Below are 17,865 nucleotides of genomic sequence, written 5' to 3' on the forward strand. Positions count from 1 at the left end.
ATCGCACATCATTTCGAACCGATATAACCTCGAACTAAACCTGATGAGTGAGGAGTGTCTGAAATGGATACAGAGCTTTCCGCACGCCCAACCGTTGTGAACATGTATGCGAGGAAGAAAATAAACCGGTATTTGTGGGGTACCCTGTTTGTTCTTCCTGAGCTTATATTGTTTTTCATATTTTTGTGGGTGCCCATATTTAAAGGTATCCTATACAGCTTTTACAGTATCGATTTTGTGGATGGCAATCAATTTATTGGCTTGGTTAATTATTTGAACATCGCGCACGATGATTTACTGCTCACCTCAATCATAAACACACTTTACTATATGGCTCTCGGTGTCGTGCTCGGCTTCTGGATTCCGCCACTCGTCGCCATTGCAGTAACCGAATTAAAATGGTTCCAGGGAGCGGCTCGGATTATCGGGTATTTGCCAAGCGCCGTGCCAGCTATTGTGCTTTACGGGATGTGGCTCTGGTTTTTTGATGCGGTAGGGCCAATTAATAGTCTCTTGGATAGTTTGGGTATCACCAAAGTAGACTTTTTTAGTCCGCACATGTCGATGATCTCGATTGTGCTTTTGGAAACTTGGCAGAGCTTCGGTGCTGCGACATTGATCTATATTGCGGCCATAGTTAGCATTCCGAAGGATTTGTATGAAGCGGCTGAGATCGATGGCGCCAGCGTATGGCAGCGTATGAGGTACATCACATTGCCCAGTATTAGGACGCTGATGCTATTACTGCTGCTCTTACAGCTCATCACAACATCACAGGGCTTTCAGGCACAATTATCCATGACTGATGGCGGGCCGAACAATGCAACGCTGACTTACCTGCTATGGATCAATCATACCGCTTTCAGAGATCTTGATTTTGGTAAGGCGAGTGCGATGGGAAGTCTGATGTTCTTTGTACTCATCCTGCTGTCCGTTTTATATAATTTGCTGCAGCGCAGAGGTGAAAAAGCATGAAGCATGAAGATCGCGGTATTATCTCCAGGTTTGATTTTAAAAAGGTGTCTGTTAAGATCGGTTATTCATTGATGGTGCTGGTCATTGTCTGCATGGCGATTACGATGCTGTATCCGTTCTTTAATACCTTTTTCAGTTCACTCAAAACGCGCGAAGAATTTTTCAGCTTTCCACCAACATTTTTTCCGAAAACCTGGATCTGGAAAAATTACTATGATGCTTGGACACAATTCGATTTGCCTTTGCTGACTTTTCTAAAAAATACGATATTGATTTATATCGGTAATATGGTGTGCTCGTTGTTATGTATTGGGCTGGCGGCTTTTGCGTTATCCCATTTGAAAGTTCCTTTCAAGAAATGGGTGGCACTGTACTTTTTGGCGACACTCTTGATACCTCCTGCCACGTATATTGTGCCTAACTTTCTCAATCTGAAAAGTCTTGGGCTCATTAACTCCTATTGGGCATTTTGGCTGCCTGCGGCGGTAAATACGTATTTTATGCTGCTGTTAAAAAACTTCTTTGATGGCATTCATAAAGAGATTCTGGAAGCGGCAAGAATTGACGGTGCTAGTGAATTTAAATCATTCGTAAGCATTGCGGTTCCACTATCTACGCCGATCATCGGGACTCTGCTGCTGCTGGCTTTCTCTAATACCTGGAACGATTTCTACTGGCCAAATATCGTAATGACGGAAAAAAGTATGTATCCGCTGGCAACTGGCATCTATCGCTATGTCGTATATCCGACCTCAGTTATTCCGTGGAGCGTTCGATTTGCCATTCTTACTTTAGCGATGCTGCCGCCGATCCTGTTTTTCCTAGCATTCCAGAAATTGATTATACGCGGTTTAAGCGCATCAAGTGTAAAAGGTTAGCAAATACCTGAGTAAGAAATTGCGCCTTTCAGAGGACACCTTCTAAAGGCGTTCTTTATAATTTAAAGGAAAATACTGTCATTACCACGAATCTATTGATATATATTACACATAGGATAAGACGGTGAAGGGACGAATGAGGGAATGAGGGTATGATTAAAATGCTGCGGAATATGAAATTGATGAAGAAGCTCATCCTGCTGCTGATCGTATTTGTCGTCATTCCAATTCTGGTTATTGATTTTGTCGTAGCGAAAAAGCTCGAGTCCATTACGGAAGAACAGGTCGGCAACGCACTGCTGCAACTAGTGAGCGGGAGTCATTTGACCTTGGACCGCGAAAGCACGGATTTTGAGGAGAAGACCAAGAACATCATGATTTCCCAAGAAATTCAGCAGTTGGTTAGCTTACCCTCTTCTTCCGAATATGAAAGACTTGCTATTTTTAATGCTTTGGACAAATATCTCAATAATTATTCGACGAACGCGATAAGATACTCGCTGTTTATTTCAGATAAGGATAAATCGTATTCTTTTGTCCCTAATCCGGATTTATTAACGAATGGAATTTTCTACTCAACAGATTTTAATACGTTGTCCTGGTTTAAAGACGCTAGTGAAGCCAAAGGAAAAGGAATCATTCGGGTTATCGATAAATTTGGATATAATCCTAACCATATACAAACCGTTGCTTACCTGCGTCAGCTCAACAGCATATACAATGGAGAGATGGTAATCGGCTATCTGGCAGTATCCGGTATTGAAACGCAGCTGCAGATGGATTTTACACCGTTCGGAAAATATACCGACGCTGAAGTCGTACTGCTGGATCATACAGATGCGGTGCTTGCAAGCAATACGAGAAATTACAGCGTCGGAACACGCGTGAACGTGCCACCGGATAAGCTGGAAGGGGTCTACAAAGTAAAAGAAGTAGGCCAAGAACTGATGTGCATCCTGCACACAAGCGAATATACGAATACGAAGTTGTTGATGAGAGTTCCTGTGGAATCAATTATCATCGATCATATCAGTGTCCAGCATTTGGTCAATTGGATTATGATTTTTTATTTCTTGATTCTTATTTTGGCTAGTATGTATTTTATTCAATCGATATTGAAGCCGATCTCACGGCTTGCGCGCATTACGAATTCCTATCATCCCGGACAAACATTGTCTATCAAGATGCAGTCCGATAGTCAGAACGAAATCGTACTGTTGAACAATCTATTCATACGTATGACCAACCGGCTAAACCAAACGATATACGATAAGTATGAGCTGGAGCTGAAAAACAAAGAGGTTGAACTGTCCACCCTACATGCACAAATTAATCCGCATCTCCTGTATAACACCTTGGAGTCGGTGTATTGGCATACATTAATGGAGGGAGCTGCGGAGTCTGCCCAGATGATTAAAGATTTATCGTTGATTATGCGTATTGGCTTGAGTAAAGGGAAGCTATTAATTCCGATTATGGAGGAAATTCATCACGCGGAGGCTTATTTGCGATTGCTGCTTTTCCGTTATGAGTATTCGTTCCAGGTTTGCTGGGATGTTGAAGAGGAGACAAAACGATTCCTCATTCCCAAAGTCGTACTGCAGCCCATCATTGAAAATGCTATTTTACATGGGATCAAAAATATGAGTCAGGATGGCGAACTGAAGATATCAATTAAAATGTTGGATGAACGTATCATCATCAGCGTTGAGGATAATGGATATAAACCAGCAGATATTACGAAACTGAATGCCATTCTTCGAGGTGAAGAGAGTAACAAAGGATACGGCATAATTAATGTGCAGAAACGTATTCAGCTGCATTTTGGCACAAACTACGGCATCTATTATTCGCTTCGCGGAGAACAGGGCGTTCGAGCCCAAATCGAGATTCCGATGGTACTGGATGGGAACGGCTGAAAGGGTAATGATTAAACAAAAAAGATATATTTACTGGAATTTAATGTAAACAACTCTTGTTTTGTGAGAATTTTCAGAATATAATAGTCGATATGTATTTGGTATGTGCAACTGGCGTAAACGTGGAAAACCACGAGGGAGCACATATTCATAACGCCGTACGCCTGGGCAAAGTGTTTGGTCTATGACCAAATGCTTTTTATTTTTTATGGGAGGTGAGGGAAATATGACAATTCGGCTATTAGAAAGCAAGGACCAAACTGAAGTTATACAAATAATGATGGAACATCCACTGCAATTTCCAAAGTTCATCATAGATAAATATCCGGAGCGGTGGGGAGGCTTTTTGAATCCATCATCGGGCAGCTGCCAATATTATGTTGCGTATAACGAAGTTAATACCGTGATGGGTCATGCTGGGTACATATTTAATGATGAAGTAGGTCTATATGAAATCGTAGGTGTAGCAGTGAAAAAGGACGCTCAACGACAAGGCATTGGCAAGGCTTTAATCAACATGATTTGCAGTAGACTTAACGAGTTGAATGAAAAAAAAGTTATTCTGTATACTTTAGGTCATGTTGGTAATGAAGATACGATCACATTTTATCGTAATATCGGTTTTGAGCTGATCAACCAAGAATTAGACTTCTTTAGAAACGGCTATCATAGAGTCACATTGATTAAACACTTAGGTAATTAAAAAGGTGGATGGAATAATGGATGCCTAACCTGATAATCACCCATTTTTGTATCCGTCCAATCAGATAACGGCTGACTTTCATATCATACTGAAGGCAAGATGGAAGGAGGAGTTAACATGGGTTTAGAAGCTGGATTAGGTGGAAGTTGTGGTGGATTTGGTTTGGGAACTAGTACAGGTGCTATTCTCGTTCTGTTCATTTTATTGGTAATTATTAGCCGTGCTTTTATCTAAATGATGGATCACACCGCCTTCAGCTGAATCGAAGGCGGTTTTTTGTTGTTCATTAATTGTCCTAAAATGCGGCTCCACTGATCGCTACCAACGCTGATCTTGGTATGCTGTCGCCCAAACGGTGCGGCCATGTGCTGGTGAGTTTAACCCGATCTTGGGTCGTCTCTCCAGGATGCTTTACAGTCAAAAATAAGGTCCGTTCATCAGGAGTAAAACTTACCCCGTCAAACTCGGCGTCATACGGAGCTGATGCAAATTGTCGAGTTTCCTTGGTTTCGCCTGAAGCGGGTATCACGTACAAACCGTTATTTTTAAATTGAGCCCACGCGCCTTTGTTCAATTGATCCGCAGAAATATTCGACACCACCCACAGATTTCCTTTTGTATCAAACGCAAGACTGCCTGGCGAACTGAAACCACTTTGAGGCCCACCTACAGCAAAAATTTCGTAAGAAAATTCGGTAGCCCCAAGGTTGTTGTTCTTCTCAAGAAAACGAATGATTTGACCATGAAGGTTTCCGCGTTGGCCGTTATTCGTATATGCAATGTACAAAGTATGATCTGTCGGATTAATAGTTACCGTTGCAGGACGGTCAGATAGAGTGGCTCCTAGAATAATTGCGGCTTCTCGGGCATGTACATAGATGTCTGCCTGTTCTTTAAATATCTCAAGAAGGGATTCTCTGGAAAGGTTCAAAACACCAGGTATTTGGTAGCGGTAATCCTTAATCGATTGGGTAACCGCTTCTATCGTCAATTCCACCCAATGCCCGGTAGCTTTATTTGCAGCATACAGCTTGCCCTCGTGTAAAAGCTCGGAATTGGCCTTGCCACGCGATGGTTCATATTTGTTTGAGCTAATAAACTTATAGACACAAGCGTCTTCGGTATCTTCACCCATGTAGACGGTAACTTTTCCATCCAAACTTAATCCCATAGTCACATTACCGTGATTGAATCGTCCCAATGCTGTGTGTTTTTTGGGTTGTGCATGAGTATCAAACGGGTCCGCTTCTACCACCCATCCATAATGTGTCGGATCGAGTCCTGTGCTTCTGCATGTAGATTCGAATTGATTCTCACAGGAAAGTACGGTACCCCACAAAGTTGTTCCACCACCACGATTGGCAATCGTACCCTGGACTCGGGATGCATGGTGTACCGCCTTGGTTCCGCGGGCTGGCCCCGTCAGTTCTATGGCATCAAGTCCTGTGATACGCCGGGAATATTCGGATTGGGTATCCATTTTCCAATGGCCCTTATCATTACGGAATACCTTAATAATGGAAGCACCTTGATTATATAACAGTGATCGTTGTTGAGCCGGAGTCAAATGTTTCTGCTGATTGCCGTCCTCAAGCCACAATTCGTTCGTGGATTCGTGGCCAATCCAGAGTAGTCCTTCTGCACGGGAACCCTCCAAAGGAAAAAAATGGGTATAGCTGTTGTTATCCCCGAACGTGTCTCCTTTTATATTGATTGTGTCTCCATAAGCCGCGATGACCTCGTATTTAAATCCAGAGGGTAGCACTAAATCATCACTTGCCGTCGCTGTATCACGGGTAGGGTTAAAGGAGTCTGAAACCTTAATCGTTGGAAAATCGATCAGGGACTGATTCCCCTCCGCGGCACTCGCTTTTTTACTAAAGGATCCTAATCCAATGGAGGATGCGGCAAGATACGCAGTACCGGTTCCAAGATAACCAAGAAACTTACGGCGAGATAAATGTTTATTTTCGTCCATACCTAACCTCCAAAATTAAATGTATATGTAAGTTTAGCGACATTAAATGACAAAAAAACGACAAAAAACAAATAATTTTAGCTAAAAAAATAATCAATATGGGCTTGGGAAAAGGAATTTTTAAGTGGTTATAGAATAAGTAATTTAATGATGTTAACTATAATATCACGTTATCGAATAAAGAGGAATATCGAATTTTGCGACGATTTCTTACATAGAGAGGTACTTATGCTCCATACCATTCAGGCTGCTTCTAACGACGAATCCTTTTTATATCAGCTTTATGCAACCACTCGAGAGGCTGAAATGGCAGCATGGGGCTGGGATGCTTCAGCTGTGAATGTCTTTCTCCAAATGCAATGGAACGCTCAAAAGCGATCTTATGACCTTCAATACCCTGATGCGAGCCATAATATTATCCTATACAACGATCTTCGTGTGGGTCGTATGATGTACGCCAACACAACAGAAGAAACCATTCTTATCGATATCTCGTTATTACCGGAGTTTCGCAATCAAGGGATCGGTACAAGAATGATTCGCACCTTACAATTTGAACAAGGCTTGCAAACAACAAAACCGATCCGTCTTAGTGTCCTAAAGCACAACCCCGCTAAACGATTGTATGAACGTCTTGGCTTTACGATTAACGGAGGCAATGGATTATACGAAAATATGCTATGGTTCAACGAGTTGGTTGAGCCTGATCTGGCGTTTTTACAAAAATAACTAATGAGGTGACACAAACGATGGCTGATCCCTATGTAGGAGAAATTCGCATGTTTGCTGGAAACTTTGCTCCAGTGGGTTGGGCACTGTGTGACGGTCAAATGATGAGCATTTCACAGAACGAAGCCCTTTATACATTAATTGGAACTACATTTGGAGGGGATGGACAAACAACTTTTGCGCTGCCAGACATGCGAGGAAGAATCCCTATTCATCGCACTGAAGCCTATCCTTTGGGAGCTAAAGGTGGCGCCGAGACGATTTCTCTTATTACGAATGAGCTTCCCCTACATACCCATGTACCCCATGCTTCTACCCAAACGGGAACGCAGCCCTCACCCAACAATGCCATTTGGGCCACGAATGTAGCCAGCACGTATACAGAAGGGAATGGGAGTCCTGTGACGATGAATCAGCAAACGATCTCGTTAGAAGGTGGAAATCAGCAGCACACCAACATGATGCCCTCTCTGACCATTTCTTTTATTATCGCTTTGGAAGGAATCTTTCCATCTCTGGCATAATGGGTTGTTCTTACTAAATCTAAAGGGAGGTATTCAGATGTCTGATCAATTTTTAGCTGAAATTCGGTTGTTTTCCTATGATCGTGTCCCTAATGGCTGGGCGATTTGTGATGGTCAAATTTTATCGATTACTGCTAATCAAGCGCTTTTCTCGCTGCTTGGGACTACTTACGGGGGAAATGGTGTAACTACGTTTGCATTACCTGACTTAAGAGGTCGTGTTCCTGTTCACGTTAGTCAGAGCCTTCCACTTGGGACACACGGTGGAGAAGTGAACCATGCTTTAAATTCTAATGAAATGCCAACCCATTCTCACTTAGCCCAAGGCTCAACAAATCCTTCAACAAGCATTTCACCTCAAAATAATGTATGGGGTATGCAAAACAACCTATATGGACCAGCAGCTGCTTTAGCGCTTATGAATGGAACAGCACTTTCAAGTACCGGGGGTGGACAGCCCCATTCCAATATGCAGCCATACTTTGCGTTGAATTTTTGTATCGCAATTGTAGGGATTTATCCATCAAGAAGTTAAAGGGGAATTCATGATATGGCAGATGCTTTTATTGGAGAAATACGAATATTCTCAGGCAATTACGCGCCTTATGGCTGGGCTCTGTGCAATGGACAACTAATGCCCATCGCACAGAATGCGGCGCTCTTTTCCATTTTAGGCACCCAGTATGGTGGAAATGGCTCCAATGATTTTGCTTTACCCAATTTAAATGGCGCTGCGCCCATGCATGGAGGGAGTGGTGCTGGTTTAACAACGCGTCATATAGGTGAAAAAGTTGGAGCCGAGTCGGTAACACTTACTGCTGCTGAAATGCCATCACATACTCACGCGGCTCAAGCTTATGAGATACCCGGCACTTCAACCCATCCCTCTAATAACTATTGGGCAGAGGCTCCCGCACAGGGCAGGCCGCATCCGCAGCAAGCACCGATATATAGCACAAATGCAAATGTGACGATGCATCCAAGCTCCCTCTCTACAACTGGAGGCAATCAACCACACAATAACATGCAGCCCTTTATTGCATTGAACTTCATTATTTGTCTGAACGGGATTTATCCTGCTCGAGGATAATAGCGAAACCATGAAGTGTTCTCAACGAAAAAGGATGCAGTATCAGGCAGGCTATGATAGGGGGATTCAATGATGATTAGGATACGAATAGCTGAACGTTGTCGGCGATTATCCATATTGCAGTTAACGATTCTAGCGATTTTATTGCTTAGCGTATTCTATAGCTTTAATAATATCGCCATGGCATCAGGTGTTTGGACAAGCCAAACCTCGAATGCTACGAACACAGGGCAGCTTCAAAGTGTTGCTTATGGCGGTGGGAAATGGCTTGCTGTTGATCCTGTGAGCAGTGAGATGGTTTCATCTGCAGATGGGATTACATGGGTTAAACAGAGTGTTGCCTTTATACCCAATGATGCTGTATATACAGGAATTCAATGGGTTGTAGTGGGCTCAAACTCTACCAATATTATGACTTCCCCTACGGGTAATAGTGGTACGTGGACCCTTCAAACCTCGGGGGTCACTAGCGACCTCTACTCGGTCGCTTACGATGGAAGCCGTATTGTAGCCGTTGGGAAAGGTGGAGTAATCGCTACGTCAGCAGACGGAATTAATTGGACTTCACAGACCAAAGGATTACAAGACTTTAATAGAGTCCACTACGGCGGGGGGGAATTTATCGCTGTAGGATCGGCGGGCACAATTTATACATCACCTGACGGAAACACATGGACACAACAAACATCGGGAACAAGTAATGATCTGTTGGGGGTAACTTATGGCAGTGGTCTGTTTATTGCTGTTGGTTCATCGGGAACCCTACTAACCTCTCCGGATGGTACCACTTGGACATCTCGCTCCGTTCCGAACGGTTCAGCAGGAATAAATGGTATTACCTATGGGGGCTCTAAATTCGTTGCCGCAGGTGATAACGGGAAAATCATTTCCTCGTCTGACGGTATTACCTGGATGAATGAAGCATCGAATACAACCAAGTTTTTTAATGCGGTTACGTATGCACAAAGCAAGTATGTTGCTGTAGGGCAGGAGGGTTGGCTTGAAACCCAATTATTAAGTATGAATGCAGACTTGAGCAGCCTGTCGCTTGACCAAGGTTTACTTTCACCGCCTTTTGCGGCGGAATTAACAAACTATACAGCTGGTGTGGGAAATGCAGTAAACAGTATACAAGTGACCCCGACTTTGGCAGATAGTACAGCAACGGTTAAGGTCAATGGAAATCCGATTACGAATGGAAGCGAAGTAACCATACCGTTGGCGCTAGGAAATAATAACATTACGATAGTAGTTACAGCTCAAGACGGCGTAACACAAAAAAACTATACAGTAACGGTAAACCGTGCAAGCAGCAGCAACGCTTACTTAAGCAACCTAATTGTGGATCAAGGTATGCTGTCACCAGCTTTTGCCGCAGAAACAATGAATTACACCAATGATGTAGCTAACCCTGTAAGCAGCCTCAAATTGATCCCGACAATAGCGGATAATACGGCAACGCTCAAGGTGAACGGAAGTGTGGCAACGAGTGGAAGCCCATTAGCTTTCCCTTTAACCGTAGGACCCAATAGCATCACGGTAGTAGTTACAGCCCAAGACGGCGTAGCACAGAAGACTTATACAGTCACAGTAAATCGTGCTGCCAGCAGTAATGCCGACTTAAGCAATCTGATGATGGATCACGGCACGTTGTCACCAGCATTTGCTGCGGGAACCATCAGTTACACAAACAGCGTAGCTTACACGACAAGCAGCCTTAATGTGATTCCGACTATAGCGGATAACACGGCAGCGTTTAAGGTAAACGGAATCGCAGTAACAAGCGGCAGTCCGGTAACCCTACCATTGAATGTAGGAGACAATACCGTTACGGTAGTCGTTACAGCTCAAGACAACTCGACGAAAACATATACGGTAACGATCAACCGAGCGGCACCGAGCGCTAATGCCGAATTAAGCAATCTGCTGTTAGATCAAGGTACGCTGTCACCAGCATTTGCCGCAGAAACAATTAGTTATACGAATGATGTAGCTTATACCGTAAGCAATCTTAATGTGACTCCGACTATAGCGGATAACACGGCAACACTTAAGGTAAATGGGAGCACGATAACAAGCGGCAGTAAGGTAAACGTTCCATTGATTATAGGGGCTAACACGATCACAATCATGGTGACAGCTCAGGATAACTCGACAAAAACATATACGGTAACGATAAACCGACCAGCCAGCAGCAATGCAGATTTGAGTAGTTTATCACTGAGTGCGGGCACGCTGACTCCAGCTTTTTCAGCAGGGACGACGAGTTACACAACAAGTGTAGGTAATAGTGTTTACAGTATTTTTGTATCCGCTGTGCCTGTTGAGCCGCAAGCTAAACTTGAAATTGTTGCTAATGGAATATCGGTAACTGGTGCTGTCTACCTGAATAATATCGGGTCAAATCGAGTATCTGTTAAAGTAACAGCGCCTGATAACCTATCCAGTAAGACCTATACCATTGATGTGAATAGGCAAGGTTTGGGCACGGCTGACATTAGTTCAATCACCTTCATGAACAAGACATTATCGCGTACATCAAACAGTTACCATCTGGATGTGGGGTTTGAAAACAAGTCAGTAGCCCTCCAAATAGTTCTTTCTGATCCAAATGCTTCGTTAAGCGTCACTGGGGCTACGTATACGGCGAACTCTATCTTGGTATCGAATTTAGCTATTGGGACCCAATCATTAACCATGGTCGTGACTACCCATGATGGTCAGCAAAAGTCCTTTGAATTGGTGGTCCATCGATCGGCACAGCCAACTTTTAGTTATGTCGATTTGAATGGCGATGGTAAAATAACCATAGATGATGTGATACACTTTTCGACTCATATGTTCGACATCAATCTAGATGGAAAAATCGATAGTGATGATATGCGATTCATGCTGCTGCAGATCCAACCGATAATCATAAAATAAAGTAAACGAGAATCGACTAATCCTTTGGGATCAGTCGATTTTTTTGAGTAAAAGAGTTACATACACACTGAAGAAGTTATATAATATGGAGTTCCTTGTAGAAGCGATTAAACTCTTCAATATTGAGCTGCTGGGCTGCATCGGACAAGGCAGTTGCGGGATCGGGATGTACCTCTACCATGATACCATCTGCTCCCGCGGCTAATGCGGCTTTGGCGCAGGGAGCGAATATATCCTTGCGGCCTGTTGAATGAGTAACATCTACGAGAACTGGCAGATGGCTCTCCTGCTTCAATATCGGAACCGCGGAAATATCCAGCGTATTGCGTGTTGCCTTCTCATACGTCCGAATTCCACGTTCGATTAGCATCACTTGTCTATTGCCTCCGGCCAAAATGTATTCTGCCGCATGAAGAAATTCTTCAATTGTAGCGGCAATGCCCCGTTTCAATAGGATAGGTGTGCGTACACTGCCTGCTGCCTTCAGAAGCTCAAAGTTCTGCATGTTACGCGCACCGATTTGGATGACGTCAATGTATTCGCTTGCCATTTCGATGTGGGCAGGGTCGACGATTTCACTGATTGTCTTAAGACCGAATTCGGTTGCAACCTCCTTCAAAATTTTCAAACCTTCAATTCCTAAGCCTTGAAAATCATACGGGGATGTTCTTGGTTTGAATGCGCCGCCGCGCATAATGGTAACCCCTGCTTGTTTCAATGCGGCAGCTACTTGACGCACCTGTTCATAGCTTTCAACAGCACAAGGGCCAGCGATCAGGACTGGCTTTCCGGCTCCAACAGCAATATCTCCTATGGTCACGATAGTATCTTCCTTCTGCCTTTTTCGGCTGACCAACAGTTGTTTAGTGTGATCAGTTTGCTGGAGGTCTAATGAAGCTTGGAAAATTTGCTTGAACAGGTGGCGAATGGTCCCGTGATCAAAAGGCCCGGCGTTTCGAGCGACTAGCTCCTCCAACATTTGCTTCTCCCGTAAAGGATCGAACTTAGGTATGCCCTGCTTCTCTTTCACATGCCCGATCTCCTGAGCAATCCGTGCCCGTTCCGATAACAACTCAAGAAGCTGTTGATTAATTCCTGTTATTGTTTCCCTTAATTGCTCTACATTCATTGAATTCATCCTAGTTCTCTCCTTTTAAATATGATTTTTGGAAAACAAAAAGACTCCTCATCGCAAGGGACGAGAAGCCGTGGTACCACCCTAATTAGAACTGCAGTTCCTGTAAAAAAGGAATGCGGTTCTCACTTGTAGACCCTTAACGCAGGGAATTACGGGTATCCCTAAGAGATGCCCATAGGGGCAGCCGTTCAGGAACCAGCTCGGGAGTGAACTTCGGCGGGGCGTTCGATCGGGTGCTTTCAGTCTGTGGCACTCCGTCCCTGTAATGAATCGTTGACCGCGTACTCTTTCCGTCATCGCTTGTATCGAAATAAAGTTGTGCTTGATTACTATGCATTTTAAATCAATTTGGAAATATTGCAAGCATGTGGTTTAACGCTTATTCGCTTTATCGTTGTGAAGTCTGCAAGGGGTAATGTGAATTTATTGTTATAATAATATTATGTAAAATATGTAATTTTGTGAGTGGGAGATTTCATCAATATTATAATTAATCTTTCCCAAAATCATCATTTAGGTTGTGGTAAGCTTCAATTAAGAATGGATTTTAGAAATGAGGAGTTGTTACATGGAACCTATATTTGGATTAAACCATCTTAATGGGGAAGAAGCCACGATTTTAGAATTACAGGATGCAATGAATAAGGGGGAGCTTACCTCAAGAGAACTTGTTATGTATTACATGTATCGAATAGCAACTTATGATCAAAATGGACCTATGATAAACGCTATGATGGAAATGAATCCAGATGTCATTTTTATTGCAGAAGCATTAGACCAAGAAAGAAAAACAGCAGGTGCAAGGAGCCTTCTACACGGCATTCCGGTTGTATTGAAAGGGAATATCGAAACAAACGATAAGATGCGTACACATGCGGGAGCATTGGCTTTGGAAAACCATGTAAGCGCAAAGGATGCTTTCCTCGTCCAAAAGCTAAGACAAGCTGGTGCAGTCATTCTTGGAAAAACAAATTTGACAGAATGGGCAAACGGCATATCTTCTTCAATGTGGTCTGGATACAGCTCTATAGGCGGACAAACATTGAATCCGTATGGGGATCACTTTCCGGGTGGGTCCAGTACGGGCTCTGCGGCAGCTGTAGCGGCAAACTTTACATCCGTTGCGGTTGGCACGGAAACATCTGCCTCCATTTTAAGCCCGTCTGTGCAAAATTCCATAGTTGGAATAAAACCAACGGTTGGCTTAATAAGCCGTACAGGAGTCATACCATGGACGTATTCTCAAGATACTGCTGGACCTATGGCCAGGACTGTCACAGATGCAGCCATCTTATTAGATGCATTAACAGGAAAAGACGAAAGGGATCCGGCTACTTGGAGGAATAACGAATCCCCAAACTATACAGACTTTTTAGATAGCGACGGATTAAAAGCAGCAACCGTAGGCGTTTTTAGGAATGCTAAACCGAAACAATATCGCGACAGTGACGAGTATGATGAGGTCTTATTTAATGATGCGGTAACCAAGATAAAGGAATCTGGAGCTCATGTTGTTGAAGATATAGAAATCCCATCGTTTCATAGAAAATGGGAGTTTAATAAAATGAATATCGAATTTAAGCATGCTGTTGATAATTATCTGCAAGGTCTCCCATCCCATGTACCCGTCCACACTTTGAATGAACTGGTTGAATGGAACGAGCACAATGCTGAGAAAGCTTTAAAATACGGACAAAATTGTTTGGAAAATCGACTCCTATTTGAAAATCCATTAAAAGATCCCAAATATATTTTACAATCCATTACTGATTTATATTATTCGCAAACTATGGGTATCGATTACGCATTAAACAAGTATGGATTGGATGCAATCCTCTTTCCTTCCTATGTTGGGGCCGATATTTGTGCTAGAGCGGGATATCCGTCTATAGCTGTGCCTGCTGGATTTCAGGAAAATGGCAGAGCATTTGGCATTACCTTTGCGGGAGGGGCATTTAGCGAACCGACCTTGATTCGTATTGCTTTTGCATTCGAACAAAAAACAAAACATAGAAAAATTCCAAAATTTTAATTGTTTGTTGACAAAATAAGGATTGCGATGGTAAATTTATAACCGAGTATTCGCATATGAATTTAATAAATTATAAGGATTAACCGGACCACCGGAAACCAGCCTCGGCTTGTTTCTGGTTTTTTTGCATTTGTGGGTAAATTTTGCGGAGCGGAGTGTGAGAAGTATGAGTGAAAATAAGCGAAAGATACATCTTAATGTGTTTGTTCGCATTGCAGGCCACCATGCAGGGGGATGGAAGCATCCTGATGCGGAGCCTGAACGAGATCTGGATATTGAAAAATATATAGAGTTGGCTCAATTGGCTGAACGAGGGCTAATCGACTCTTTATTTACGGCAGACAATTATTCAGGTACAGGGAGAAGGCTGGAGCCATTCACATTGCTCTCTGCGCTGGCGGCAGTGACCACCCATATTGGATTGATCGGGACTGTAAGCACCACCTATAATGATCCTTTTCATGTAGCTAGGAAATTGGCATCATTAGATTACCTAAGTAATGGGCGAGCTGGCTGGAACATCGTGACGGGACATTCACCAGAGGATGGCAACAATATTACGAGGTGGGGCGGCTACCCTGAGCCAAGTAAACGATATGAAATCGGCGATGAGTTTGTTGAGGTTACCAAGCAGCTGTGGGACAGCTGGGATGAAGATGATGTATCGAGCAGCGGTGAACGGAGTTTACAGGTTAATCACACCAATGTTCATGAAATAGATTTTAAAGGCAATTATTTTAATGTAAAAGGTCCATTGAATATACCACGCCCTCCGCAAGGCTATCCCGTTCTTGTACAGGCAGGCTCTTCAGAAAATGGCAAGGAGCTGGCGGCTAAACATGCCGAGGTGATTTTTACAGCACAGCAGACGCTTGGGGCGGCGCAAGAGTTTTATACCGATGTCAAATCAAGATTGAAAAAATATGGAAGAAGTCCGGATCAATTGCTTATTATGCCTGGGCTGGGGTCGATTGTTGGCGAAACCGAAGCAGAGGCCAAGGATCTGGAGGATGATTTATTCTCTTTATTGAATCTTGAGAGCTCGTTAAAACAGGCTTCAAGGTTTTTCTCGGTCGATCTATCTGAGTATGCGTTAGATGATCGTGTACCGCTCGATAAGGTTAAACCTGAGGATGGCAGCAAAAACGGAGGCATTACAAGCCGTCGTGAGGTTGTACTCGACGCTGTGCGCAGAGATAATCTGACGATTCGACAATTTTTGAACCGCAGTGCTGGTGGTCATGGTCATGTAACTTATCGGGGTTCTTACATGCAAGTAGCCGATTTTATTGAAACCTGGCTGCGGGAGCGCGGAGCTGACGGATTCAATTTATTGCCGCAGGTAGTGCCACACAGCCTAGATACATTCATTAACAAGGTAATTCCCGAGCTGCAAAATCGCGGTATTTTTCGGACAGCTTATGAAGGTACTACTTTACGTGAAAACTTAGGGCTTACTCGACCCTTAAACAAGAATCGGGAAATATGGACAGCCAGGCATCAAGCTCAAGCGGCCAAGGATATTGCTTTCGAGCCTGCGCAGTAAGCTTCAGGGTATGAATTTTAGAGCTAATATGACGATATGAGGTGGATGATTTGACTAAAACGGATAGAAAGGCCCATTTTAACGTATTTATTCGAGGTACGGGGCATCATGCCGCATCCTCCAAGCACCCGTTAGTCAATCCAAACGGCGGACTGGATTTAGCGCATTTTGCTAATCAGGCGCGAACCGCTGAACGGGGACTGCTGGATTCCCTTTTTGTGGCGGACGGTTATGCCGGATTATCGCGTGGCTTCGAGCCATTCACGCTATTCTCAGCGCTTGCAACGCTAACGAAGCATATTGGCTTCATTGCTACCGTTGGTACGACCTATAACGATCCTTATCATGTTGCCCGTCAGTTTGCCTCATTGGATCACATCAGCAAAGGGCGAGCTGCCTGGAATATCGTAACGGGCGCACAATCTGCAGCTCACAATTTCGGTCGGGAAGAGCACCCGGATGTGGAACAGCGCTACAGGGTTGGAGAGGAATTCGTGGATGTTGTCAAGCAGCTGTGGGATAGCTGGGAAGAGGATGCGCTTGTTTATAATAAGGAAAAGGATATTCGTCTTGATTCAAGCAAGGTTTACAACATTAACTTTCAGGGCGAATATTACAAGGTCAAAGGACCGCTCAATATTCCGCGTCCGCCACAGGGGTATCCAGTGCTAGTCCAAGCTGGGTCCTCTGAAGGCGGCAAGGAGCTGGCGGCAAGGACGGCAGAAGCAATCTTCACCGCTCAGCAAACGCTTGGCGCAGCGCAGGATTTTTATAGCGATGTGAAGGGCAGGCTGGCCAAGTTCGGAAGAAAACCTGACCAATTGCTTATTCTGCCTGGGCTTTGCCCGATTATTGGCGATACGGAAGCAGAGGCCAGGGATCTCGAAGAGGAGCTGTTCACGCTGCTGAATACGGAGAACGCGCTGCGTAACCTTTCACGCTTCTTTACGGTAGATCTATCCGAATACCCCCTAGATGCACCCGTGCCGCTTGATAAGCTGAGGCCTGCCGAGGAGTTCAGGGTGGGGATCACTTCCCGGCGCGACGTGATTATTGATGCTGCGATCAGGGATAAGTTTACAATCAAACAGTTCATTAGCCGTAGTGCTGGAGGACATGGACATATTACCCATACTGGGTCTGTTCTTCAAATAGCTGACTTTATTGAGAAATGGTTCCGTGAAGGAGGAGCTGACGGCTTTAATATTTTGCCGCCGATTTTCCCGACAGGTCTGGACGCATTCGTAGACAAGGTAATCCCTGAGCTGCAAAATCGCGGGATTTTTCGCACAGCCTATGAAGGAAGAACGCTGCGCGAGAATCTGGGTTTGGCAAGGCCCGACAACCAGCATAAACAAATATGGGCAGCGAGCGGGCAAACTATTGAAGCGCAAGAGGCGGCAAGATAATCATTACGATTAGATGAAT

Annotated in this window: 15 protein-coding genes and 1 riboswitch; of the genes, 13 read left to right on the forward strand and 2 right to left on the reverse strand. The window is 44.0% G+C overall.

Annotated elements, in window-relative coordinates:
* The first annotated feature begins 63 nt into the window (after positions 1–63).
* From BM210_RS10625 to BM210_RS35335, 5 genes are all read left to right on the forward strand, one after another.
* Positions 64–975, forward strand: coding sequence for a carbohydrate ABC transporter permease (locus BM210_RS10625; protein ID WP_256223487.1), 912 nt, complete (start codon positions 64–66; stop codon positions 973–975).
* Complete coding sequence (locus BM210_RS10630) at positions 972–1,853, forward strand: carbohydrate ABC transporter permease (protein ID WP_091167758.1); 882 nt, start codon at positions 972–974, stop codon at positions 1,851–1,853. The genes BM210_RS10625 and BM210_RS10630 overlap by 4 nt, the downstream gene beginning before the upstream one ends.
* Before the next feature lie 152 nt (positions 1,854–2,005).
* Complete coding sequence (locus tag BM210_RS10635; protein ID WP_091167760.1) at positions 2,006–3,772, forward strand: sensor histidine kinase; 1,767 nt, start codon at positions 2,006–2,008, stop codon at positions 3,770–3,772.
* 97 nt (positions 3,773–3,869) lie between these two features.
* Positions 3,870–3,949: riboswitch (ZMP/ZTP riboswitch) on the forward strand.
* Between the two features lie 49 nt (positions 3,950–3,998).
* A complete protein-coding gene (locus tag BM210_RS10640) occupies positions 3,999–4,475 on the forward strand; it encodes a GNAT family N-acetyltransferase (RefSeq protein ID WP_091167761.1) in 477 nt (158 codons plus the stop codon).
* Positions 4,476–4,592: 117 nt separating this feature from the next.
* Positions 4,593–4,709: a sporulation protein YjcZ gene (locus BM210_RS35335; protein ID WP_218184915.1), complete on the forward strand. Its 117-nt coding sequence runs from the start codon at positions 4,593–4,595 to the stop codon at positions 4,707–4,709.
* Between the two features lie 61 nt (positions 4,710–4,770).
* Here BM210_RS35335 and BM210_RS10645 read toward each other — a convergent pair whose 3' ends face one another.
* Positions 4,771–6,453 (reverse strand): PhoX family protein, encoded by a 1,683-nt coding sequence (locus tag BM210_RS10645; protein WP_091167763.1) that lies wholly within the window; start codon positions 6,451–6,453, stop codon positions 4,771–4,773.
* Between the two features lie 228 nt (positions 6,454–6,681).
* Here BM210_RS10645 and BM210_RS10650 point away from each other — a divergent pair, with 228 nt between their 5' ends.
* The 5 genes from BM210_RS10650 (at position 6,682) to BM210_RS10670 (ending at position 11,721) form a co-directional block, all read left to right on the forward strand.
* Entirely contained in the window at positions 6,682–7,182 is a 501-nt protein-coding gene (locus BM210_RS10650; RefSeq protein ID WP_177237748.1) for a GNAT family N-acetyltransferase, read from the forward strand.
* Positions 7,183–7,202: 20 nt separating this feature from the next.
* Positions 7,203–7,706, forward strand: a complete 504-nt coding sequence (locus BM210_RS10655) for a phage tail protein (RefSeq protein WP_091167766.1) — start codon at positions 7,203–7,205, stop codon at positions 7,704–7,706.
* A 37-nt stretch (positions 7,707–7,743) separates the two neighbouring features.
* Positions 7,744–8,241 carry a phage tail protein gene (locus tag BM210_RS10660; protein ID WP_091167767.1) on the forward strand — a complete coding sequence of 166 codons (498 nt, stop codon included), beginning with the start codon at positions 7,744–7,746 and terminating at the stop codon, positions 8,239–8,241.
* Positions 8,242–8,256: 15 nt separating this feature from the next.
* Positions 8,257–8,796, forward strand: coding sequence for a phage tail protein (locus BM210_RS10665; RefSeq protein ID WP_091167770.1), 540 nt, complete (start codon positions 8,257–8,259; stop codon positions 8,794–8,796).
* A gap of 69 nt (positions 8,797–8,865) precedes the next feature.
* Positions 8,866–11,721, forward strand: coding sequence for a cadherin-like beta sandwich domain-containing protein (locus BM210_RS10670; RefSeq protein WP_091167772.1), 2,856 nt, complete (start codon positions 8,866–8,868; stop codon positions 11,719–11,721).
* Between the two features lie 76 nt (positions 11,722–11,797).
* Here the strand turns inward: BM210_RS10670 and BM210_RS10675 are convergent, their stop codons facing one another.
* Positions 11,798–12,859 (reverse strand): bifunctional 3-deoxy-7-phosphoheptulonate synthase/chorismate mutase, encoded by a 1,062-nt coding sequence (locus tag BM210_RS10675; RefSeq protein ID WP_091167773.1) that lies wholly within the window; start codon positions 12,857–12,859, stop codon positions 11,798–11,800.
* 568 nt (positions 12,860–13,427) lie between these two features.
* Between BM210_RS10675 and BM210_RS10680 the strand changes: the two genes are divergently transcribed.
* The 3 genes from BM210_RS10680 (at position 13,428) to BM210_RS10690 (ending at position 17,846) form a co-directional block, all read left to right on the forward strand.
* Positions 13,428–14,891, forward strand: coding sequence for an amidase family protein (locus BM210_RS10680; protein ID WP_091167775.1), 1,464 nt, complete (start codon positions 13,428–13,430; stop codon positions 14,889–14,891).
* Between the two features lie 166 nt (positions 14,892–15,057).
* Positions 15,058–16,437 carry an LLM class flavin-dependent oxidoreductase gene (locus BM210_RS10685; RefSeq protein ID WP_091167776.1) on the forward strand — a complete coding sequence of 460 codons (1,380 nt, stop codon included), beginning with the start codon at positions 15,058–15,060 and terminating at the stop codon, positions 16,435–16,437.
* A 50-nt stretch (positions 16,438–16,487) separates the two neighbouring features.
* On the forward strand, positions 16,488–17,846 hold the full coding sequence (locus BM210_RS10690; protein WP_091167778.1) for an LLM class flavin-dependent oxidoreductase: 1,359 nt from the start codon (positions 16,488–16,490) through the stop codon (positions 17,844–17,846).
* Positions 17,847–17,865 lie beyond the last annotated feature (19 nt).

This window comes from Paenibacillus sp. 1_12, assembly GCF_900114475.1.
Lineage (GTDB): Bacteria > Bacillota > Bacilli > Paenibacillales > NBRC-103111 > Paenibacillus_S.